Raw genomic sequence first — 21,518 nt, forward strand, 5'->3', positions numbered from 1 at the left:
AGCTCCCCGATCACCAAACGCCAAGCTGTCGCAGAATCCTACAAAGTAAACGGCAAATTCGTGTTTATCATTGTTTCAGATCGCTATCGATCGTTCCCACGCTCCCGGGCTGCATTCCCACGCAGAGCATGGGAACGATCAGTGCTCGGCTTCGCGATCCAGATCGTCCTCAACCTCAAGAACCACCTTACCCTTGGTCTTCAACTCACTGACAATCACCGCCGCGACAATCAACCCCGCGCCAACCAACGCAATCGCCGGCAACCGCTCCCCGGCGATCCGCCCGACAATCCCGGCCCACACCGGCTCTCCGGCATAGATCAACGTCGCCCGAGTCGGTGAAACACTCTTCTGCGCCCAGTTCATCGCCACCTGAATCGCCGCACTCGCCGCGCCCAGGCCCAATGCGCTGCACAACAGCAACCACGAGAACCCCGGAATCACTTCCTGAGTCGGCACCACCATCAGAAACGCCAGCACCGAAGTCACCGCCAGCTGCACCACCGTCACCCGGCGCACGTCGACCTGACCGGCATAGGTGCTGATCAGAATGATCTCCGCTGCAATCGCCACGGCACTGATCAATGTGGCGATTTCACCGGGGCTGAAATTGAACGAAGCGCCGGACGGCCCCGACAGCAACATCAACCCGGTAAAGGCCAGCATGATCCCGATGCTCGGCATCAACCCCGGACGCCGCCCCAGCACCAGCCATTGCAGCAACGGCACGAACGGCACATACAGCGCGGTAATAAACGCCGACTGACTGCTGGGAATGCTCTGCAAGCCCACGGTCTGCAAGCCATACCCGAGCATGATCGCCACGCCGATAAACGCCCCGGCCTTGAGTTCGAACAGGGTCAGTTCGCGCAGATGACGCCAGGAGAACAGGGCAACGATAATCGCTGCCGCGGCAAAACGCAGGCCTACGAAAAACATCGGCCCGCTGACGGTCATTGCATGCTGCACCAGCAAAAAGGTGCCGCCCCAGACCATAGTGATCAGCACCAACACGCATTCAGCTTTGCTGAACCGTGAGAAACGGGAGGAAGCAGGGGAGGAGTTCACCGACGTCATGGCCTTGCGTGCTACCTGAGGGAGACGCACAATGCGCCGGAAGTTGGGCAGTATACTGCGCAACACCATCAAGTGAGCAATATAGTGCACAAAGATTCCACCCAACGGGCGTCGGTCCTCCAGCACGTCAGCCAGAACGTCCGACGTCTGCGCCATGCCGCCGACATGAGCCAGAGCGCCCTAGCGGAAAAATCCGGTGTCAGTCGCCGCATGCTGGTGGCCATCGAGGCCGGCGAGAAGAACGTCAGCCTGACCACCCTCGACCGCGTGGCCGAAGCGCTGGACGTTGCCTTCAGCGACTTGATCCAGGCCCCTGAAGCCCACGACCCGAGCCGCATCAATGAACTGGCCTGGACCGGCACGATCCCTGGCAGTAAAGCGGTGTTGCTGGCCAAAGCTACCGCCACTCGTGAAGTGGAACTCTGGGAATGGCGCCTTGAGCCAGGCGAGCATTACCCCTCGGAGCCGGATGCCGATGGCTATAGCGAACAGATTTATGTGTTTGAAGGCTGCCTGACCCTGATGCTCGGCAACGAGCCGCAGAAAATCGCGGCCGGTGAGTTCTTTATGTTTGCCAGTAATCAGCCGCATTCCTATCGCAATGAGGGGGACGTGGCGGCGCGCTTTGTGCGTAATGTGGTGATTTGATCGGTGCCGATTCTGTCGCGTAAAACACGTATATACCTGTTGCTTCTCACAGTAGACGATGTGCCTCGGATCCAACAATGATGAGTGCGCCGGCGAATGGCGGCCTACTCCTTAACATCGGATTCAGACATGTCTATTAATCACAAAAAGCCGTCAGAGCTTTTACCTGCACCCGTACTACCAGTGGCCTACGGCGACAATGTCTTTGTCGAAGATGTCATTGCCGGTGCCCGGGTCGATATTGAATTGAACCGGAACGTCTATCCGGGCACGCAGGTGACCCTTGAATACAAGGTTGGCAACACTCCCAATAGATTAGTGATTCCCCTTCAAGAGGGGCGAGCATCATTCTTGATTCCTGCTTGCGCATTTATTAACAGTCTGTGGGTGGGGGGAATGCAGCTGCGGTATTGGGTCGAAGAGCCATTCCATAAAAGCCAAGTGCTCGATTTGGGCGTATCGATGCGTTGGTGAGACCGGCCAGGCTGTTGGCGGGGCAACAGTGGAACATCTTGCATTTTTTAGTTGATGTGTTTTCTTCTACGCTGGGCTGTCCGGCAGCGCCGATGAGTGACTGCATGGGGCGATATGCCCGATGTCCATTCAGGTAAACATTGACCAGTGAGAGCGCCATGATTGACACCCCAAGCGGACAGGCGACCAAACCCATCCGCCACGCGGATATCCTGATCATCGGTGGTGGCCTGAGCGGCACGATGCTGGCGGCGCAGTTGTTGCGTTTGCCGGGCAAGCGTCAGGTGCTGGTGATCGAGCCCCGCGCCGAACTCGGTCGGGGCGAGGCCTATAGCGCGGTCGAACTGGGGCATACGCTTAACGGCAACGCGGCGCGCATGAGTGTCGATCCCGACAACGCTGATGATTTGACCCAATGGCTCACCGAACACATTGCGGCGGGTGGCTGGCCGGAGTCGGATCAGCAACATGTGCCAGTCAGTGAATTGTTCCCGCCGCGTGGGCTGTTTGGGGTCTATGTGCAGCAGCGTCTGGCCGAAGCGCAGGCAGTGGGTGAGCGCCACGGTTCGACCGTCGAACATGTGCGTGCCGAAGTGGTGGACCTGCAAACCCGGGACGATTCAGTGCAATTGACCTTGAGTAATGGGCAATGCTTGCAAGGCGCCTATGCGGTACTGGCCACCGGTATGTTCCCCGCCGCACGCACGCCACAGACCGAATCCAGCGGCCTGAACGCCGCCGCCCTCGACCCGTGGGACGTGGCTTCCATGCGCCAGCTCGATCCACAATCCACGGTGCTGATCATCGGTTCCGGGCTGACCATGGTCGATGCCGTGGTGTCGCTGGAGCAGGCCGGGCATCGCGGGCCGATCGAAGTGTTTTCCCGGCATGGGCTGTTGCCCCACGTGCGTAGGCAGCCGCCGGCCTGGGCGGATTTTTTGGCCGAGGATCACAGCATTCGCACACCGCGTCAGCTGATGCGCGAATTGCGCCGGCATTGCCGCGCCGCCATCGCCCAAGGCATCGACTGGCAAGCGCCACTCGACACGGTGCGGGCGCACATCGGGCGGTTGTGGAATCAGGCGACGGACGTGCAACGCCGGCAATTCGTGCGCCATGTGCGGCCGTGGTGGGAGAGCCATCACCATCGCTCACCGCCGTTGAGTGCCGAGTTGGTGGCGCGGCTGCACGGGGAAGGGCGGTTGCGGATTCATGCTGCATCGTTCAAAGGGTTGGAGCCTTCGTTGAGCGGTGGGGTGAGTATCCGCATCCGTCGCCGTGGCGAGGCCGAAACCTGCGTGGTGCACGGCGCGGCACTGATCAATTCCAGCGGCATCGAATACGACTGGCGGCGGGTGGCGCGGCCATTGCCGCAGCAGCTATTGGCGCGCGGGTTGGTGCGGCCGGGGCCATTGGCGTTGGGCATTGCCGCCGCGGATGACGGCGCGGTGTCAGGCGCTGATGGGCTGGTCGCCAACCGTTTGTTCGCCATGGGCCCGCCGCTGCGCGGGATGTGGTGGGAGAGCACGGCAGTGACCGACGTGGCGAGCCAGGCCAAGTCTCTTGCGGCGCGATTGGTGGTTTGACCAAAAGTTGGAGGGGGGCTTTTCGGGCCTCTTCGCGAGCAAGCCTGCTCCCACATTTGATCTCAGGCATACACAGATAGTGTGTTCGCCGAAGATCCCCTGTGGGAGCGGGCTTGCGAAGAGGCCAGTACAGTCACTACAACGCTCAGGCCACTAAACAAGCATTGTTTAAACGACACTCTTTTCCACGTTGACCCCGAGGTCGATAACGCAACCCTGCTGGCCGCAACCCAACGGGGGCAAGCCTCTCGCTGCTGTATCGAGCCCGCCGCGTGGTTCAGTTGGTCTGACACAATTGATATTAATTTCCTTGTCGGCTGAATTTTTCAAAATGTGTGGGGTCTGTTTACCGTCCGTGATGGCTGGCGTCATTTAGCCAGCATTTCTGGCATCAATTTCAGGGTGACCACGACCCTTCCCCTGCGGGCATCAATGTACGCCCTCAGCACTTATGACATGGAGCGTTATGCTTATCTCCCCACGGATGTGGCCGGTGCTGTGCGCGCTATTGCTTGGCTTGGGTACACAGAGCAGCGCCGATGGCGCCAGCCTGCCAACGCCGGGCGACCAGGACCTGATCCGCGATCGCCAGAACCGCCTGATTGAAGAACAGCAGCGTCGACTGGAAGAACTCAAGGACCTGCCGGGCAAGCCAACATTGCCCGCAACACCTGCCGGCCCAGTAGATACACGTTGCTTTCCTATCAAAGACATCGAACTCAAGGGCGCCGACAGTCTGTCCGCTGCCGACCGCGAGCGCTTGCTCAAGCCTTATATCGGTCAATGCCTGGGCGTCTCGCAACTCAACGAATTGCTCAAGGTCATCACCGACCATTACATCGGCAAGGGCATGATCACCAGCCGCGCTTACTTGCCGCAGCAAGACCTCTCCAGCGGCCACTTAAGTGTATTTGTAGTCGAGGGCAAACTTGAGGGTTTGAAGGGCGCTGACGACAGCCATATTTCCGATCGGGAACTGTCCATGACCTTCCCCGGTAAAACGGGCGAATTGCTCAATCTTCGTGAAATAGAACAACTGGTGGATCAGTTGAACCGCTTGCCCTCCAACCAGGCGCAAATGGAACTGACCCCCGGCGTTCAGGTCGGCGGCAGTAACGTGCTGGTCAAGAACAACCCGCAAAAGCCTTGGCGTGCCAGCCTGTCGCGTAACAACGACGGTCAGAAAAGCACCGGTGAACAGCAGTGGGGCGCAGGCTTTGAGTGGGACAGCCCGCTGGGGCTGGCCGACCAGTTGATGTTGCGCGGCGGCCATGACGCGGTGAGCGATCACCAGAAAACCTCGAAAAACGCCATGCTCTATTACAACGTGCCTTGGGGCTGGTGGAACTTCAGTTATACCTACAGCCAGAGCGAATACCGCTCCCAGGCCCAAGGCAATGGTTTCAACTTCAGCCAGAGCGGCGACAGCGAGAATCATCAATTTCGCGCCGAGCGCCTCGTCCATCGCGATGCGGTGAGCAAAACGTCGATCAATGCCGGCTTCGCCCATCTGCGCACTAACAACTACATCGAAGATAGCCGCCTGGATAACAGCAGCCAGCGTATTACCGAAGCCCAGTTGGGTATCAACCACGGCCGGCGTATTGGCCAGTCGTTCGTCAACCTGGACCTGGGCATGCAGCAGGGCATCGGCGCGCTGGATGCACAAGGCAACGACCAGCGTCGTGATGATGCCGGCAATCTTACCGCCAACGCTCGCTATCGAAAGTACACCGCCACGGCCAGTTACCTGTTGCCGTTCAACTGGCTGGGCGAGTCCTTCACGTTCAGCAGCCTCGCCACGGGCCAGCGCAGTGAAGACGTGTTGTTCAGCCCGCAACGCATCAGCCTGGGTGGCAGTTCATCGGTGCGTGGCTATAAAGACCAGTTTTTATCCGGGGACAGCGGCGGCTACTGGCGCAACGAATTGCGCTGGACCCGCCCGGTGACTGTCGATTGGCTGCGCCCGGCACTGAGCGAGTACGGCACCAGTGTCGGCTATGACCAAGGCGTGATCAGCAATGACCGATACAACAGCGAAGTGCATGGCCGAATGTCCAGCAACTCTCTGGAACTCTTCGCCCGTGGCAAGTACCTCGCCACTCGCGTGACGTTCGCCCACTCGCTGGAACGCCCCACCGTGCTCACCGAGCGCGAGGCGCCGATCTACTTCCAGGTCGACCTGTTTCTTTAATTCATTTGTTATCGCGTCGAGATTCTGAATATGGACGTTCACCAGCTTGCCTTTCTGTCCCGTCAGCCTTCGGCTGCCGTGGCCCCTCGCACGCACTTCCTGGGCATGCCCAAACGCTTGCTGGCATTGCTGTTGGCGAACGTCATGTTCTGGCAGCCGATCTGGGCCCAGGCCGAGGGCATCGCCGTCAGCGGCAACACCCAGACCGGCATAGGGCAGGCCGGCAACGGCGTACCGGTGATCAATATTGCCGCGCCCAACGGTGCCGGGCTCTCGCACAACCAGTTCAAGGATTACAACGTCGGTCGCCAGGGCGTGATCCTCAACAACGCGACGAACGCAGTGCAGAACACCCAACTGGGCGGCCACATCCTGGGCAACAGCCAGCTCGGTGGACGGGCAGCCGGCACCATTCTCAACGAAGTCAACGGCGGTAGCCCCAGCCAGCTCAACGGCTACACCGAAGTGGCAGGCCAGTCAGCGCGGGTCATCATCGCCAACCCTTACGGCGTGAGCTGTAACGGTTGCGGCTTCATCAACACGCCGCGCGTGACCCTCAGCACCGGCAAGCCTGTACTCGACGGCAGCGGCAAGCTTGATCACTTCGAGGTTGATGGCGGCAGCATCACCATCGATGGCATGGGGCTTGATGCGGCCAACGTTGATCAATTCGACCTGATTACCCGTTCGGCGAAGATCAACGCAGACATCCATGCCCGGCAATTGAATGTCATTACCGGTGCCAACAACGTCAACGCCGACAGCCTGGCCACCACCCCTCGCGCGGCCCGTGATGCCGACAAGCCTCAACTGGCAATCGATGCGGCGGCGCTGGGCGGGATGTATGCCAACACCATCAAACTGGTGGGCACCGAGCAGGGCGTCGGGGTCAAGCTGGCGGGCAACATGGCCGCCAGTGCCGGCGATATTCAAATCGATGCCGGCGGCCATCTGAGCATGGCGCAGACATCGGCCCAAGGTGCCTTGCGGGTCAACGCGCAGAGTGTCGAGATGACCGGCAAGGCTTACGCCGGCAGCGTCGATGTACGTACGCCCGGCGAGCTGGTCAACCGGCAGAGTCTGGCCGCCCGCAACCGCATCGACATCAATGCCGACAAACTCAGTAACTCCGGCGTGATTGCCGCGGGCATCGAGGCCGATAACAGCCGCAACACCACGGGCGACCTGAGCATCACCAGCCCCTCCGTGACCAACAGCGGCAGTCTTGAAGCCAGTCGCTCGTTGAGTATCCGTGCGAGCACAACTCTGACCAATCAAGGCGTGGTTCAGGGCGCGGCGGTCGATCTGACCAGCGCCCGGGTTACCAATCAGGGCGCTGCTGCGCGAATCGTCGGTGACCAGTCGCTGGTGATCAATACACCGGCCATCGTCAACCTGGCAGGGGTGATCCGCTTTGGCGCGGGGCAGGCGGCGTCCTTGCAACTCGACAGCCTGGACAACCGCGAAGGTTTGATCCAAGTGCTGGGCGGCAGCCTGACAATCACCGCTCGCCAGCTGGATAACCATGGCGGGCAAATCGACGCCGGCGGCCTTATTGTCGATACCACCACGCTTGATAATCGCTCCGGCCTGCTTTCTGCCAGCGCCGGTAATGCGCGGGTGAACACCCGCGGCAGGTTCGATAACACTTCGGGCACTCTCCAGGCGCAAAACCAGCTTTCAGTCACGGGCCAGGAGGTCATCAACCAGGGCGGCAGGCTGCTGGCGGTCAACGGTGACCTCGATCTGAAAGCCTCGAGCCTCGATAACCAGCTCGGCAGCGTGCTGGGGTCCAAGGTCAGCATTCGCGCGCCGGGGGGGCAGGTCGACAACCGCGGCGGGAAAATCGTCGGCGAGCGCATTGATCTGAACGCCTCGGGGCTCGACAACAGCAACGCGGGGCTGCTGGCGGCAGGCGCCCAGGGCATGAGCCTGATCTTCGATCCGGCGGCCATCAAGGCGCAGTTGCTCAATAACAAGGGGCACATTCAGAGCGACGGCGGCCTTTTGCTGCAAGGTGGCTGGCTGGACAACAGCGCGGGCACAGTGCTCGGTAAAACCATCCAGGTCGATGCTCAACGCCTGATCAACAACGGCAAGGGCGCACTGGTCAGCAATGGCGACGACGTTGTCCTGAATGTCAGCAACCTGTTGAGCAACCTGACCGGTGTGATCGATGCCGGTAACAACACGGCCACCGTCACCGGCGCGAGCCTGATCGATAACCAGGGCGGCACGATTCGCGGCCAGCGACTGGACCTTCAGGCGAGCACTTTGCTCAACGGTCAGAAGGGGCAACTGGTCGCAGGGTCCGGTGGGTTGACCTACCGCGGGAACCAACTGAACAACAGCGGCGGCGTTATTCTCGCCGACGGTGGGCTTGCCAGCCTGAAGCTCGGCAAGGGCAGCATCGGCAACCTTGGCGGCACGATCCAGGGCGACACCGTCGAGGTGACCGCCGGCAGTCTCGATAACAGCAGCGATGGCACCAAGGCCGGCATGATCGCCAGCCTGGCGGGTGAACTGAAGCTGACCGTCGATTCACTGACCAGCCGCGCCGGCAAACTCTTCGCCAAGACCGCGCTGGTGTTCAAAGGCTCCACGCTGGACAACAGCGGTGGACAGCTCAGTGGCAACACCGTTGACCTGACGGCCGACCAACTGACCAACCAGGGCGGCCTGATCGAATCCAACACCTGGCTTGCACTCCAGGGCGGCACGCTGGACAACAGTGCTTCCGGGCGAATCCGTGCGCTGGGCAACAACGTCAGTACTCTTCACGTCTCGACAGACGACATCAGCACGCTCGATTTCAGCGACACCGTCAATAACCACAACGGCACCATCGAGGTCGGTAACTCGTCGTTCAGTTTCAAATCCAGCACGCTGGATAACCGTACCGGGACCCTCGAACACGCCAACACCGGGTTATTTACCCTGCACCTCGATCGCCTGACCGGTGCCGGTGGTGATATCACCGGCCTGGGCCGCGGCGACTGGAACTTTGGCGCGGTGGATGGGCTGGGGCGTGCACAGCTCAACGAGGCCCTGACTTACACCAGCGATTCGCTGACGCTTCAGTCTGGCGATCGCCTGGCCAGCAGCACCGCACTGGTGCTCAACCTTGGCAGCCTGAGCAACGGCGGCGAGCTGCTCAGCGATGGCGACCTCACGCTGAACCTTACGGGCGATCTGTACAACAGCGGTCGGTTATCCGCACAGAAAATGCTGACTATCACCGCCCATGACGTCCGCCAGAACGGTGGACGCATGGGGGCCGGCACCGACACACGCCTCAACCTGAGCGGTACGCTGGATAACCTCGGCTACCTGACTGCCCGCCAGAACCTGCGCATCGACGCAGCGCAAATCGACAACCACGGCACACTGGGTGCCCAAGGCAAAGTCGACCTCACCGCCACCGGCGGCATCACCAACGGCGCCGATACATTGCTGTTCAGCGGCGGCGACATGAGCTTGCGCGCCAGTAGCCTGCTGAACTGGTATGGCGACCTCTACAGCGCCGGCAATCTTAGCTTCGCCGGCATCGACGGCGCCGCCGCGCAAAGTTTCAGAAACCTCTCCGGGACCGTCGAAAGCCAAGGCAATATCAGCCTTCACGCCGTCTCGCTGGAAAATGCCAAAGCCGAATTCGAGCTGGACCAACAACGGGTGAGCGGCACCTTGAAGTGGGCGTGCAGCCAACACTGTGGCGGACATGACTCCTTCAAACGCGGCTGGATCACCATTGGCCAAACGTTCATCGAGCGCGCCATCAAAGACTCTGCTTCGGCGCGCCTGGTTGCAGGCAAAGACCTCAACATCCAGGCCTCAAGCGTGCAGAACCGCTACAGCCTGCTGGCCGCCAACAACAACCTGACCATCATTGCCGATGACCTGCTCAACCAGGGCGCGTCCACTCGCACCGGGCAGAACACCATCGTGATCCGTACACCGAGGCGCATTTCCACCGGTTATTGGGATCAGATGGAGTACGTCGACGTCCCGGCCTTCAACGCGGCCGTTGCCGCCGGGAACTACGACGACGCCCGCTTCGAACTGCTGAAATCGCGTTCCAGCGACAGCCGCTTCCAGGAGCGCAGCAATGTCACCGTCTGGACCGACAACCCTGAGCCGACCTACGCCGCCACGATTCAAGCCGGCGCCACCGTCAACCTCAGCGTCACGCGTACCGTGCAAAACGGCACGCTGCACGAGAACACGCTCGAACAACTGACCGGTACGCTGGGCGACGACCAGACCGGCGTCGGGGTAGGTGAGGTCAATATCAACCTCACCCCGCAGGCGACCGGTGCCGCCGCCGTGACGCCTGCCGCTGTGCAACCCATCGAGCGTATCGCGGCGGATGGCAGCGTACAGACCGTCTTCAAACCGGTGGATTACAGCGGGCTACCTTTCACCTCTGTGGACCCGACGGCCGGGCCGAATTTCCAAACGCCCAAGGGCGATTACGGGTTGTTCATCAAGAACCCCGACCCGACAAGCCGCTACCTGATCGAGACCAACCCGAACCTCACGAACCTGTCGCAGTTCTTTGGTTCGGACTACCTGCTCAAGCTGTTGAACGTCAACGCCGACAGCACTTGGCGTCGACTCGGCGATGGCCTCTACGAGCAGCGCCTGATTCGCGATGCGGTGCTGGCGAAAACCGGCCAGCGTTTTCTCGCCGACGGTTTGACCAGCGATTACGAGCAATACCGCTACCTGATGGATAACGCCCTCGCCAGCAAAGACGCACTGCGCCTGAGCCTTGGCGTCTCGTTGACGGGCGAGCAGGTCAGCGCGCTGACCCATGACATTGTCTGGATGGAAAACCGCATCGTCGACGGGCAAAAAGTCCTCGTGCCGGTGCTGTACTTGGCCCAGGCGGATAGCCGCAACGTACGCGGCAGCAGCCTGATCCAGGGTCGGGACTTGAACCTGTTCACCGGCGGCGATCTGGTCAACGTCGGCACGCTTCGCGCGAGCAACAACCTCAACGTCCAAAGCGCCGGCAGCGTCTACCAGGGCGGGCTGGTCGAGGCCGGTAACGACCTGCAAATACTGGCGCAAGACAGCATTCGCAACGCCATGGCCGGCGAGATCCGCGCCAGCCAGGTCAGCCTTGTCGCGCTCAAGGGCGACATCATCAACGACCGCACCGCGATTCAGGTTCGTGACGGCGCCGGCATGCGCACCCTGACCGATGCGGGCAGCAGCATCAGCGCCCGGGAAAACCTGGCCGTTGCGGCCGGCCGCGACCTGACCAACCACGGCGCCTTGAGCAGTGGCGGCAACGCGACCCTGACGGCGGGCCGGGACATCAACCTGGCGGCCAAAACCGATACCAGCGAGAAACACGAATTCAGCGACGGCGGCCACAAGTCGAGCATCACCACTGACGTGAAGAACCTCGCCGCGACCGTTACTGTCGGCGGCAACCTCAACATGAAGGCCGGGCAAGACGTCAACGTTATCGGCAGCACCGCGACCGCCGGCAAAGACCTGAACGTTCAGGCCGCGCGCGACCTGAACATCGTGTCGGTCAGCGATATGCACAACGTTGAGGGCAAGGAAAAGCACGGCAAGAAGCGCATCAAGACTTCGGATGATCAGACGACGCAAGTGGCGAGTGTGCTGACGGCGGGCAGGAACTTCACCAGCCAGGCTGGGCGCGACACGACGATTGTGGCGAGCAAGATCAGTGCGGGAAATGAGGCGTATCTGTACAGCGGGGATAGGTTGAACCTGCTGGCCGCGCAGAACAGCACCTACACCCTCTACGACATGAAAGAAAAAGGCGGCTGGGGCGCCAAGAAAACCCAGCGTGATGAAGTTACCCGCGTCACAAACGTAGGGACAGAAATCAAGACCGGTGGCGACCTGACATTGGCCAGTGGTGGCGATCAGCTGTATCAGCGGGCCAAGCTCAATAGTGGTAACGACCTGACGATTGCCAGCGGCGGCGCGGTGACGTTTGAGGCGGTCAAGGACCTGCATCAGGAGAGTCACGAGAAGAGTAAGAGTGACCTGGCGTGGACCAGCGCCAAGGGCAAGGGCAATACCGACGAGACGCTGCGCCAGAGTGAGTTGGTGGCGCAGGGGCAGTTGGCGATCAAGGCCGTAGATGGCTTGAAGATTGATATCAGACAGATTAATCAGAACACGGTTAGCCAGACCATTGATGTGATGGTGAAGGCTGATCCGCAATTGGCTTGGTTGAAAGAGGCTGAGAAACGCGGGGATGTGGATTGGCGGCATGTGAAGGAGTTGCATGATTCCTTCAAGTACAGCCATTCCAGCCTTGGTCAGGGGGCGATGCTTGCGATCATCATCGTCGTAACGGTATTGACGGCAGGTGCCGCCAGTACGTTTGCGGCAGCAGCCGGTAGTGCTGCAGGCGCCGGCTCGACTATGGCGGCGGCAACGGCAGCCACAGCTGCAACGACGACCAGTGCGGCTGTCGCAGGTACGGCAGCAGGTCTGGGAAACATCATTGCCACCGCGTCGTTGACCTCCCTTGCCAGTACGGGCGTGGTCAGCACGATAAACAACAAGGGCAACCTGGGAGCCGCATTCAAGGAAACCTTCAGTAGCGACAGCATGAAACAAGCGCTGATCGCGGGCGCCTCAGCAGGATTTGTGAATTACGCCAGTGGCAACTGGTTTGGCGCACAGAGCGACCCTATCACTAACAAAGTGAGTGGTCCCAGCGTAGTACCTCATTGGAACGACCCGGCAGCTATTGGTCGGTTCGGTACGATCCAATTGGCGGGCGGAGCGGTGCGCGGAACGCTTTCCGAAGCCCTTGGGCAAGGCAGCTTCAAGGACGCAATGAAGGGCAGCGTCTTCGATGTGCTTCAGGCTACTGCTTTCACAGGTGTTGGTGATTTTGGCGATGCCTTCAAACTTCAAGACAGCGGCCTAAGTAAAACCGCCCTGCATGCTGTCGTGGGTGGGTTGCTTTCAGAAGCAATGGGTGGCGATTTTAAAACGGGGGCGATCGCTGCGGGCGCTAATGAGGCGCTTATCGCGACCTTGGATAAAACACCGTTACTCAGTGGCGATGATCCCGCAGAGCACGACCGGTTGGTAAACGCTGCGTCCAAACTGGTGGGGTTGCTGGCGGCAGCCAGTGTTGATGGCGACGTTTCTCTAGGCTCGGAAATCGCCGGGAATGCGCAGTCTTACAACCGCAAATTACACGTTCAAGAAGAGAAAAGACTTGCTCTTGAGGCCAAGAATTTAGATGCCTCAACTGGCAAAAGCCAATCTGGCTTCGAATGGAACGCTCTACTGACATTCGTAGCAGGTGGTGAGGTCGATAAGCAGACCAACAATGAACTACAGGGAATTCTGTCCGGCTATAGCCCGAATAACCCAGAGGGTCAGCACTTGGCTGACGATCTGCGTGTTGCCCGAGGAGTGGTCACTCAACTGCAGAACGAGAAGGTGCTTTTGACGTGGGCGGATGGGAGCCCCATCGTCGCGAACGGCGACAAGGTCGTTGCGTTCACGTCTACGGACAGGCAGTACAACGACTCGCGTCTCTTCAATCCTTCGAGCAACTCCACCTACAACAACGCCCCAGATGGCATGGGTGTAGTACCGGACAAGTGGGCTGAGCAATATGGAGAGTCCATTGCTATCAGGAAGCTTCCTGAAATTGGTGCGCTCAGTGCCGATGCCGGGACCCAAGCAGAGCAAATGGACCGGTTACGTGTTCTGGCGAGTGGCGGGGTCAATTCGAATATTGATCTCGAGTTGCTTCTTGAGGTGATGCCGGCCGGCAAGATGGCCAAGGGCAGCCTTCTTGCGGTTTTGAAGGAGCTGGTCGCCCGGGATACCTTGGCGAAAGCTGAGAAAACGGTATTGGAGAAGCGCCTCATCGAGTTGAACTCTACTCGTGACGCTGAAGGGTTTGGGCAGACCGCGCAGCGTGACTTCGTTCCAGGAAAGGAGCATCGTGCGGAAAACATCAACGCAGGGCAGGTTACGGACCGTGATGGCCTTCCACGTGTCGATGATGAGAAGAAAGCGAACGACCTGCTTTTGACGGAGCAAGCGGGTGGGGTAAAACCTCCCTATTGGGGAACGCAGCGCGCGGCCTGGAAAGAAGGAACAATAGTGACCGATAAGGTTTTAGAGCAGCCGCGTACCATGACTATGGTTATAGACCAGAGACAATACGACGCTATGCGTAATAGCGAAAAAACCGGATCAAATCCGGCTTCTTCTCTAGGGGGCTGGGCTACAGATTTTCCGGTAAATTCGATAGCGGATGTTAGAAATAAACTGGCGATTTCCAGCGAATTTAAAGACGGGAATTTGTATAAAGTTGAGTTCACTATAAGGCCAGGTGTCGGAGTTCGTGAGGGCACTGCTGGTGATATGTGGGATGCCACTCAAAAAATAAGGCTGCCGGGTGGAGCAAATCAAGTCAATTTTATGGATAAAACTCCTCGTGAAAATCCTGAATTCTATAATGTTGATGTTGGCAGTTTGAGGTTGTTGAAATGAGTGGTCTTGTTGCATGTGTAAGGAGTGTGGTGACTCATGCTGATGGAGCAGTCTTCGAGGAGTTCTATGATTGGCAGGGTGGCAGAACTGATTTTGAAGTTGAAATGGAACACCTCAGGTATGTGAAGGTCAGTCCAGTCGTGAAGGTGATGAAATTTGTAGTGTCTGAAGGGGGGGCGGCTGTCGAGTTTCCTGTTGCGGGTACCCCCTGCATACTGCCTGATAGAACTGGGGTTTTGGTTGTTTTTGATAAAGAACCTTCAAAATTTAGTTGCCCTGAAGCTCCCTGGTTTTTTGGTTTTCCCGATAATGCTGCGATCTACAATGCCGACGGGTCATTGCGTTTTCAACTGCACAATCCCGAGGGTGAAAATAGTTATATTGGAGCAATTCACACCGGTGCGATGCCCGATCATCCTGACACGCTAGGGGTTTTGGTAGGTACGGTAGGGCATGATCCAGAATGGCTTTATTTGGTGGATTGTAATAGTCCAGAAATAATAAGTACGGGAAAGTGGATTCGCTATTAGTTATGGCGGAAGGGGGCGGCCCATCCACCGCAAAACCCGACGTGAGACCGCTAAACAGGCGATGTTTAATCGACATCTCCAGATACTCACTCAGGCTACACATTCTTGCGCCGCTGCCTACGACTACGCCAGAATCCGCCGGCTTGTGCGCCTTGAGGCCGGGCTCTATCGTTTCCGGGTTGCTGACGAATCAGCGATCGGGTTTCGCAGCCCGGGTCAATCAAGGCGCACAGCGCCACCGCTCCTTTTCAGATGACGTTTTTCGTTCGCTGAATTGCGTTATGGCGGCTGTGCGCGGGAGATCTTCGGGTCTGCCGGGTTCCTTGATTCCCGGTCTGCGAACCTGCGTACAGCTGCCACCTATCTTCGTTTCGCAGCGAACCGTGGCGGCTCCACTAATCAAGGGGCATTACCATGTTCAAAGCCACACCCAACCCACCGGAAACCGATCCAACATCCCCCTACGAATCCCTCGATTCGAAAAAACTCAACGAAGCCGCCGACCGCGCCCTCGATTACTACCTCAAACCGCCCATCCCCAAACACACCAAGCGCAAACCCAGCACCATTTACCATGTCGGCGCCGAGGTCGATAACGAAACCCTGCTGGTCAACGCCTGCGAATCCCTGGCGTCAGCGAGCATGATGCTCAGTGAGTTCGCCGGGTTGATGGACATGCCACATCGCAACATGATGTTGGGGATTCAATCGGTGGTCATGCTCGGAGAGCTGGCGGTGAACCGGGTGCTGGATAACTTCGATCCGCGAGGTTAGCGAGGATGATCGTTCCCATGCTCTGCGTGGGAATGCAGCCCGGGACGCTCCGCGTCCCTTCCAGAGCCGAACGCAGAGCGTCCGTTGAGGCATTCCCACGCAGAGCGTGGGAACGATCAAAACCCCGCAGCACGCGGGGTTTCTTGTCAAAGTGTGGGAGCGGGCTTGCTCGCGAAAGCAGCTTAACATTCAACAGAGATGTCGACTGTTACGCCGCCTTCGCGAGCAAGCCCGCTCCCACAGGGGTGATGTTAAAGCTCACATCAATATTGTTACGCCACCACCTGATAACACGGCACATATTCCGCGCCGCCCGGCAGTTTCATCCGGTGCTGGGCGACGAAGGCTTTGAGCAATTTGTCCAGCGGCTGCATCACCGCCGCATCGCCACGGATCTGGTACGGCCCGTGTTCTTCGATCAGGCGAATGCCCTTGTCCTTGACGTTGCCGGCGACGATGCCGGAGAACGCGCGGCGCAGGTTGGCGGCCAGTTCGTGGGAGGGCAGGTTGCGGCTCAGTTGCAGGTTGGCCATGTTGGCGTGGGTCGGGTCGAACGGGCGCTGGAAGCCTTCGTCGATCTTCAGCAGCCAGTTGAAATGGAACGCGTCGTTGCGCTCGCGGCGGAACTGTTTGACCTCTTTGAGGCCCTGAGTCATCTGCCGCGCCACTTCAACCGGGTCGTCGATGATGATCTCGTAGTGTTGCTGCGCGGCTTCACCGAGGGTGGCACCGACGAAGGCGTGCAACTGCTCCAGATACGGCGCGGCGCTTTTCGGCCCGGTGAGGACCACGGGGAAGGGCAGGCTTTCATTGTCCGGGTGCATCAGGATGCCGAGCAGGTACAGGAATTCTTCGGCTGTGCCCGCGCCACCCGGGAAAATGATGATGCCGTGACCGACGCGGACGAAGGCTTCCAGACGTTTTTCGATGTCCGGCAGGATCACCAGTTCGTTGACGATCGGGTTCGGCGCTTCGGCGGCGATGATCCCGGGTTCGGTCAAGCCGAGGTAGCGGCCACCGTGGATGCGCTGCTTGGCGTGGGCGATGGTCGCGCCTTTCATCGGGCCTTTCATCACGCCCGGGCCGCAACCGGTGCAGATGTCCAGGCTGCGCAGGCCGAGCTCGTGGCCGACTTTCTTGGTGTATTTGTATTCTTCGGTGTTGATCGAGTGGCCGCCCCAGCACACCACGATTTTCGGTTCGACACCGGGGCGCAGGGTGCGGGCGTTGCGCAGCAGGTGGAAGACGTAGTCGCTGATGCCCTGGGAGGTGCTCAGGTCGATGCTCAAGGCGTCGAGTTCGTTTTCGGTGTAGACGATGTCGCGCAGGGCGCTGAAGAGCATTTCACGGGTGCTGGCGATCATTTCGCCATCGACGAAAGCGTCGGCCGGGGCGTTCAGCAGTTCCAGGCGTACGCCGCGGTCTTGCTGGTGAATGCGGATTTCGAAGTCTTTGTAGGCTTCCAGAATGGTCTTGGCGTTATCGACGTGAGCGCCGGTATTGAGGATGGCCAGGGCGCACTGGCGGAAAAGGGTGTAGGTGAGGCCGGTTCCGGCTTCGCTCAGTTGCTGTACTTCACGTTGGGACAGTGTTTCCAAGCTGCCTTTAGGGCTGACCGAGGCGTTGATTACATGTCGTTGGGTCATTCAATGATCCTTAAAACGATGTCACCCGCCGGCAGGCGCATGGCATCCGAATAGTGTGTATCCATGGAGAAGATGGCACGAACTGCGCTGTATCGCCATGTTCCCCGTTTGACGATGGAAAGATGAAAAGGAGCCCCAGCATAGCTAAATCCTTCGGGGAGGCGATAATGCCCCGCACTCTTTTTGCCACAGAGCCTTTTCCATTGACGTAAGGAATCCCGTCGCGATGTTCGAAATCCAGCCGATGAATGCCCAAACCTATCGACGCCAGACGCGGCGCAGCACGGTGATCATCGCCCTGATGTTCCTGGCGCTGGCGATGGTGCTGTCCACGGCGGCGGTGGCGCTGTTCGGCGAGCCCGGCGGCGACAATCTGCGTTTCAACGTGGGCGGCGTGTTTGCCGCATTGTTGCTGATGGCGGCGCTGATGCGCGGCAAGTTCTGGACCCAGGAATGGATGGCGCCAGCGGTCTATGGTTGGCAGCTCAAGCGCAGCCTGATGAGCATCACCAACGTCATGCACCAGGTGACGGCGGCAGTGGAGAAGGGCGATCCGAGCGCCATGAAGCTGCTGCGTTTTTATCACTTGGGGTTGAGTCAGATGCACCAGTTGGACGGCAACTCCAGCGACCATAGCCAGCTGACCCGTGAGATGGACCAACACAAGGCGCGGATGGAAGCGCTGGGCATCGAGACCGAACAGACGCAATTGAATCCGGCCTGGCTTGAGGCGGTGAAACAGACGCAGATGTAGCCTTGCGATTGTTGGCGATGAGCATTTTCGCGCAAATCACCTATCGTATTCGTTGATGAGTCATAGTGGTCTGAGCGCCAGCCACGGCTGGCTGGCGCTAAAAGGGCGAACGGGAAAATTCGCCATGTCATAAGGGATTAAGGGAGCGTCATGGGGCATCCGTCCGTCAAAGATCGTATCGAAAGCACCCGACTCGCCACGCCTTGGTTACCCGGGCAGGTTGAGTCGAAACTCAAGGTTCGATACGCAGTCTTCCTGCTCGTTGCGGTGTGCCTGTCCATGACGGCCATCGTGATCGGTGAAGGCTGGAATGCCCGTCAGTATCATTTGCGCGGCAGCGAAGTGGAGATGTCCAACCTGGCGCAAACCCTCGCCTCGCAGGCGCAGGCATCGATCAAGCAGGCCGACACGCTGCTGTTTGCCTTGGTGGATCGCCTCGAAATCGACGGCATGGAACCGGCGAAAATGCCCAGACTGCAACGTTTGCTCCACGCCCAGCGCAGTGAGCTGGCGCAGATCCATGGGTTATTCGTATTCGACGAAGAAGGACGCTGGCTCGCCAACGCCATTAACGTCATACCGCCCAATGCCAATAATTCCGACCGTGAATATTTCATCTACCACCGTGATCATCCCGACCGCGGCCCTCATATCGGTCCGGCGATAAAAAGTCGCTCGACCGGTGAGTGGATCATGACCGTGTCACGCCGGATCAATCACGCCGATGGCCGGTTTGCCGGCGTGGTGGTGGCTTCGATCTTTCTCAACCATTTCCTGGACCTGTACAACAGCATCGACATGGGCAGTAACGGGGTGGTCAATTTGATCGCCGACGACGCCACCATCGTCGTTCGCCGCCCGTTCAAGGAAACCGATATCGGCACCAGCGTCGCCAAGGGGCCGCTGTTTACCCAACTGTTGCCCAAGGGCGATTCCGGTACGGCAATCGTCAGATCCTACGTGGACGGGGTGGAGCGGGTGGTGGGGTTTCGGCGGGTGGAGGGTTATCCGCTTATCGTTTTTGCCGCGCTCGACAAAAAAGAAGTCCTGGCCAGCTGGGTGCAGGAGTCAATGCTCAGTGCGGGGATCGTCGCATTGCTGCTGGGGTTTGTGAGCGTTCTCGGCTATCGCCTGATCCGTGTCATGAAGCAGCAGAATAATATTCAGAACGAATTGCTGGAGGCTCAGGAAAAACTCATTGAGGTCAACCATAGCCTCAAGTTGCTGGCTCTGGAGGATGCACTGACCGGCCTTTCCAACCGGCGTCAATTCGACCTGTTCATCCTGGCGGAAATGGGCCGTGCCAGGCGTACCCACACCAGCCTTGCGTTGCTGATGATCGATGTCGATCATTTCAAGAGTTTCAATGATCACTACGGTCATTTGGCGGGCGATGAGTGTTTGCGCAAGATCAGCACCGTCATCACCGACAACATCCAGCGCCCCGGCGATCTTGCTGCCCGATTCGGTGGTGAGGAGTTTACGGTGGTGCTGCCCGGCACCGATTATGTGGGGGCGTTTCTGGTGGCGGAAAAGATCCGTCGCGCGGTTCAGCAAATCGACATCAAGCATAGCGGCAGCCCCGAAGGCCTCGTCACGGTCAGCCTGGGGGTCTGTGCCTACAACCAGACGGCGCAGAGCCAGCCCGAAGATTTGATCGGCGCCGCAGACAAAGCGCTGTATGTGGCCAAGGCCAGTGGCCGGAATATGAGCGTCATTGCCAACTGAACTCAACCAGAGCGGTTATTGCCCTGAATGAGTCGGATGTCGCAGCTTCCATAAGCGGATCAGCCGCAGGTAGATCAGCACGTTGATCGCCAGCACCACGCTGCCCAACCCTAGCTGAATCGTGGGGGTCAGCCCGGCCGGATAAATAATCGGCCACACGTAATGTTCAATAAAACCGCCGCCATAACCGGTTTGCCCGGCCGCGTGGCGCATGAGGTTTTCCCAATCGGTCAGTGGGCACGTCAGGTGGAAAACTTCCACGATCACGCCCCACGCGGCGGCGGGCAGGTGCCACCAGGCCAGGTGGTGCCATTTGAGCACCAGCAGCCCGCCGAACAGCACGAACAGAATGAACAACAAGTGAGACAGGACCAGCCCGTCAGCGGCGATTCGGTAAAGCATGTCGATTCCCTGACGCGTTATGTGAATCGTTCCATGGTACTCGCGCCGGATAATCGCCAAAAGTGCGCAAGATAGTTCAAGCCATGGGCCGTGACTGCTGGCACAGTCTGGAGTCTTTCCCTGGTTGTAGAGCGTTATGTCGAACTCACTCATGCCGCGCAGTGCATTCCTTCGCGGTGCCGCAGCCATCATGCCGTTGTCCCTGGCGACCGCGCCTTGGGGGTTGCTGGCCGGATCCATGGCCATCGAGGCCAATCTCACACCGCTGCAAGGCCAGGGGCTGTCGAGCATCGTGTTTGCCGGCGCGGCTCAACTGGTCGCCATCGGCATGCTCAAGGGCGGTGCCGGGGTCTTTTCGATTCTGTTGACCACGCTGTTGCTGACCTCCCAGCATTTGCTTTACGGGATGAGCATGCGTTCAGTGATTTCCCCGTTGCCGGGTCGCTGGCGTGTGGGGTTGGGCTTTTTGCTCACTGACGAGTTGTTCGCCCTGACCAGTCAGCATGACAAACAGCAGTTCAATCGTTGGTATGCCCTGGGCGTGGGCCTGACGTTTTACATCGCGTGGAACCTCTTCACCCTGGCGGGCATTGTGCTGGGCAGCAGCATTCCGGGCCTGGAACACCTGGGGCTGGACTTTTCCATCGCGGCGACCTTTATCGCCTTGATCACGCCAGTGGTGCGCAATGTTCCGACGGTGGTCTGCGTGGCGGTTTCACTGTTCTGTTCGGTGCTGTTCAGCTATTGGCAATGGGGCTCGGCCCTGGTGTTGTCGGGGTTGGCGGGCATGACCGCAGGCTTTATCTGCAACAAACTCTATGTGGGGCGCACATGATGGTCTGGGCTGTGATTATCGGGATGGGCCTGCTGGTGTTCCTGAACCGCTACGTATTTCTCGAGCCTCGGCTGCCGGTGCGCTTGAGCAGCAATGCCCGGCAGTTCCTCGGTTTCGCAGTGCCGGGCATGCTTACCGCCATCTGCGGGCCGATCGTGTTCATGCCCGACAAGCAGTTGAACCTGCAGTGGGACAACCCGTACCTGATCAGTTCGCTGGTGGCCGTGGGCCTGGTCCTTTACACCCGTAACACCTTGCTCAGCATGTTGTTGAGCATGGGGTTCTTCTTTTTGCTGCGGTGGTGGCTCTGAGTCGTCCCCGGAGAAACTGTTCTACGCTTAAGGAAGATG

14 protein-coding genes are annotated in these 21,518 nt (G+C 59.1%); 11 read left to right on the top strand and 3 right to left on the bottom strand.

The features are described 5' to 3' along the window. Positions 1–138 precede the first annotated feature (138 nt). Positions 139–1,146, bottom strand: coding sequence for a DMT family transporter (locus IB250_RS02245; protein ID WP_192343198.1), 1,008 nt, complete (start codon positions 1,144–1,146; stop codon positions 139–141). A 15-nt stretch (positions 1,147–1,161) separates the two neighbouring features. On the opposite strand from IB250_RS02245, the gene IB250_RS02250 reads away from it, so the two are divergent. The 7 genes from IB250_RS02250 to IB250_RS02280 all read left to right on the top strand — a co-directional run bounded on the left by IB250_RS02250 (position 1,162) and on the right by IB250_RS02280 (position 15,803). After that, complete coding sequence (locus tag IB250_RS02250; RefSeq protein WP_192342793.1) at positions 1,162–1,725, top strand: helix-turn-helix domain-containing protein; 564 nt, start codon at positions 1,162–1,164, stop codon at positions 1,723–1,725. Positions 1,726–1,854: 129 nt separating this feature from the next. After that, on the top strand, positions 1,855–2,199 hold the full coding sequence (locus IB250_RS02255; protein ID WP_192342794.1) for a hypothetical protein: 345 nt from the start codon (positions 1,855–1,857) through the stop codon (positions 2,197–2,199). 158 nt (positions 2,200–2,357) lie between these two features. After that, entirely contained in the window at positions 2,358–3,785 is a 1,428-nt protein-coding gene (locus IB250_RS02260) for an FAD/NAD(P)-binding protein (RefSeq protein WP_192342795.1), read from the top strand. 484 nt (positions 3,786–4,269) lie between these two features. Beyond that, complete coding sequence (locus tag IB250_RS02265; protein ID WP_225603287.1) at positions 4,270–5,979, top strand: ShlB/FhaC/HecB family hemolysin secretion/activation protein; 1,710 nt, start codon at positions 4,270–4,272, stop codon at positions 5,977–5,979. A 30-nt stretch (positions 5,980–6,009) separates the two neighbouring features. After that, on the top strand, positions 6,010–14,499 hold the full coding sequence (locus tag IB250_RS02270; RefSeq protein WP_225603251.1) for a DUF637 domain-containing protein: 8,490 nt from the start codon (positions 6,010–6,012) through the stop codon (positions 14,497–14,499). Further along, the gene (locus IB250_RS02275) at positions 14,496–15,029 is read left to right on the top strand and encodes a hypothetical protein (protein WP_192342797.1); all 534 of its coding nucleotides are present in this window, start codon (positions 14,496–14,498) and stop codon (positions 15,027–15,029) included. Before IB250_RS02270 ends, IB250_RS02275 begins: the two co-directional genes overlap by 4 nt. Positions 15,030–15,443: 414 nt before the next feature. Further along, the gene (locus tag IB250_RS02280; RefSeq protein WP_192342798.1) at positions 15,444–15,803 is read left to right on the top strand and encodes a DUF6124 family protein; all 360 of its coding nucleotides are present in this window, start codon (positions 15,444–15,446) and stop codon (positions 15,801–15,803) included. A gap of 272 nt (positions 15,804–16,075) precedes the next feature. Here the strand turns inward: IB250_RS02280 and ppnN are convergent, their stop codons facing one another. Continuing rightward, complete coding sequence (gene ppnN / locus IB250_RS02285; protein WP_123360795.1) at positions 16,076–17,449, bottom strand: nucleotide 5'-monophosphate nucleosidase PpnN; 1,374 nt, start codon at positions 17,447–17,449, stop codon at positions 16,076–16,078. 226 nt (positions 17,450–17,675) lie between these two features. Between ppnN and IB250_RS02290 the strand changes: the two genes are divergently transcribed. Then, positions 17,676–18,203 (top strand): DUF3087 family protein, encoded by a 528-nt coding sequence (locus IB250_RS02290; protein ID WP_192342799.1) that lies wholly within the window; start codon positions 17,676–17,678, stop codon positions 18,201–18,203. Positions 18,204–18,353: 150 nt separating this feature from the next. After that, positions 18,354–19,931, top strand: a complete 1,578-nt coding sequence (locus IB250_RS02295) for a sensor domain-containing diguanylate cyclase (RefSeq protein WP_192342800.1) — start codon at positions 18,354–18,356, stop codon at positions 19,929–19,931. Positions 19,932–19,946: 15 nt separating this feature from the next. Here the strand turns inward: IB250_RS02295 and IB250_RS02300 are convergent, their stop codons facing one another. Further along, positions 19,947–20,333: a DUF2784 domain-containing protein gene (locus IB250_RS02300; RefSeq protein ID WP_052966899.1), complete on the bottom strand. Its 387-nt coding sequence runs from the start codon at positions 20,331–20,333 to the stop codon at positions 19,947–19,949. A gap of 136 nt (positions 20,334–20,469) precedes the next feature. Here IB250_RS02300 and IB250_RS02305 point away from each other — a divergent pair, with 136 nt between their 5' ends. Beyond that, a complete protein-coding gene (locus tag IB250_RS02305; RefSeq protein ID WP_032830637.1) occupies positions 20,470–21,168 on the top strand; it encodes an AzlC family ABC transporter permease in 699 nt (232 codons plus the stop codon). Next, complete coding sequence (locus IB250_RS02310) at positions 21,168–21,479, top strand: AzlD domain-containing protein (RefSeq protein ID WP_162830927.1); 312 nt, start codon at positions 21,168–21,170, stop codon at positions 21,477–21,479. Before IB250_RS02305 ends, IB250_RS02310 begins: the two co-directional genes overlap by 1 nt. The last annotated feature ends 39 nt before the right edge of the window (positions 21,480–21,518 follow it).

This window comes from Pseudomonas sp. PDM09 (genome assembly GCF_014852305.1).
In the GTDB taxonomy this organism is placed as follows: domain Bacteria; phylum Pseudomonadota; class Gammaproteobacteria; order Pseudomonadales; family Pseudomonadaceae; genus Aquipseudomonas.

What these genes read in the sequence shown, in the direction of transcription:
- IB250_RS02245 (WP_192343198.1), bottom strand. Translation starts at nt 1,146, where the DNA reads ATGGTGTTGCGCAGTATACTGCCCAACTTCCGGCGCATTGTGCGTCTC.
- IB250_RS02255 (WP_192342794.1), top strand. Translation starts at nt 1,855, where the DNA reads ATGTCTATTAATCACAAAAAGCCGTCAGAGCTTTTACCTGCACCCGTA.
- IB250_RS02260 (WP_192342795.1), top strand. Translation starts at nt 2,358, where the DNA reads ATGATTGACACCCCAAGCGGACAGGCGACCAAACCCATCCGCCACGCG.
- IB250_RS02265 (WP_225603287.1), top strand. Translation starts at nt 4,270, where the DNA reads ATGTGGCCGGTGCTGTGCGCGCTATTGCTTGGCTTGGGTACACAGAGC.
- IB250_RS02270 (WP_225603251.1), top strand. Translation starts at nt 6,010, where the DNA reads ATGGACGTTCACCAGCTTGCCTTTCTGTCCCGTCAGCCTTCGGCTGCC.
- IB250_RS02275 (WP_192342797.1), top strand. Translation starts at nt 14,496, where the DNA reads ATGAGTGGTCTTGTTGCATGTGTAAGGAGTGTGGTGACTCATGCTGAT.
- IB250_RS02280 (WP_192342798.1), top strand. Translation starts at nt 15,444, where the DNA reads ATGTTCAAAGCCACACCCAACCCACCGGAAACCGATCCAACATCCCCC.
- ppnN (WP_123360795.1), bottom strand. Translation starts at nt 17,449, where the DNA reads ATGACCCAACGACATGTAATCAACGCCTCGGTCAGCCCTAAAGGCAGC.
- IB250_RS02290 (WP_192342799.1), top strand. Translation starts at nt 17,676, where the DNA reads ATGTTCGAAATCCAGCCGATGAATGCCCAAACCTATCGACGCCAGACG.
- IB250_RS02295 (WP_192342800.1), top strand. Translation starts at nt 18,354, where the DNA reads ATGGGGCATCCGTCCGTCAAAGATCGTATCGAAAGCACCCGACTCGCC.
- IB250_RS02300 (WP_052966899.1), bottom strand. Translation starts at nt 20,333, where the DNA reads ATGCTTTACCGAATCGCCGCTGACGGGCTGGTCCTGTCTCACTTGTTG.
- IB250_RS02305 (WP_032830637.1), top strand. Translation starts at nt 20,470, where the DNA reads ATGTCGAACTCACTCATGCCGCGCAGTGCATTCCTTCGCGGTGCCGCA.
- IB250_RS02310 (WP_162830927.1), top strand. Translation starts at nt 21,168, where the DNA reads ATGGTCTGGGCTGTGATTATCGGGATGGGCCTGCTGGTGTTCCTGAAC.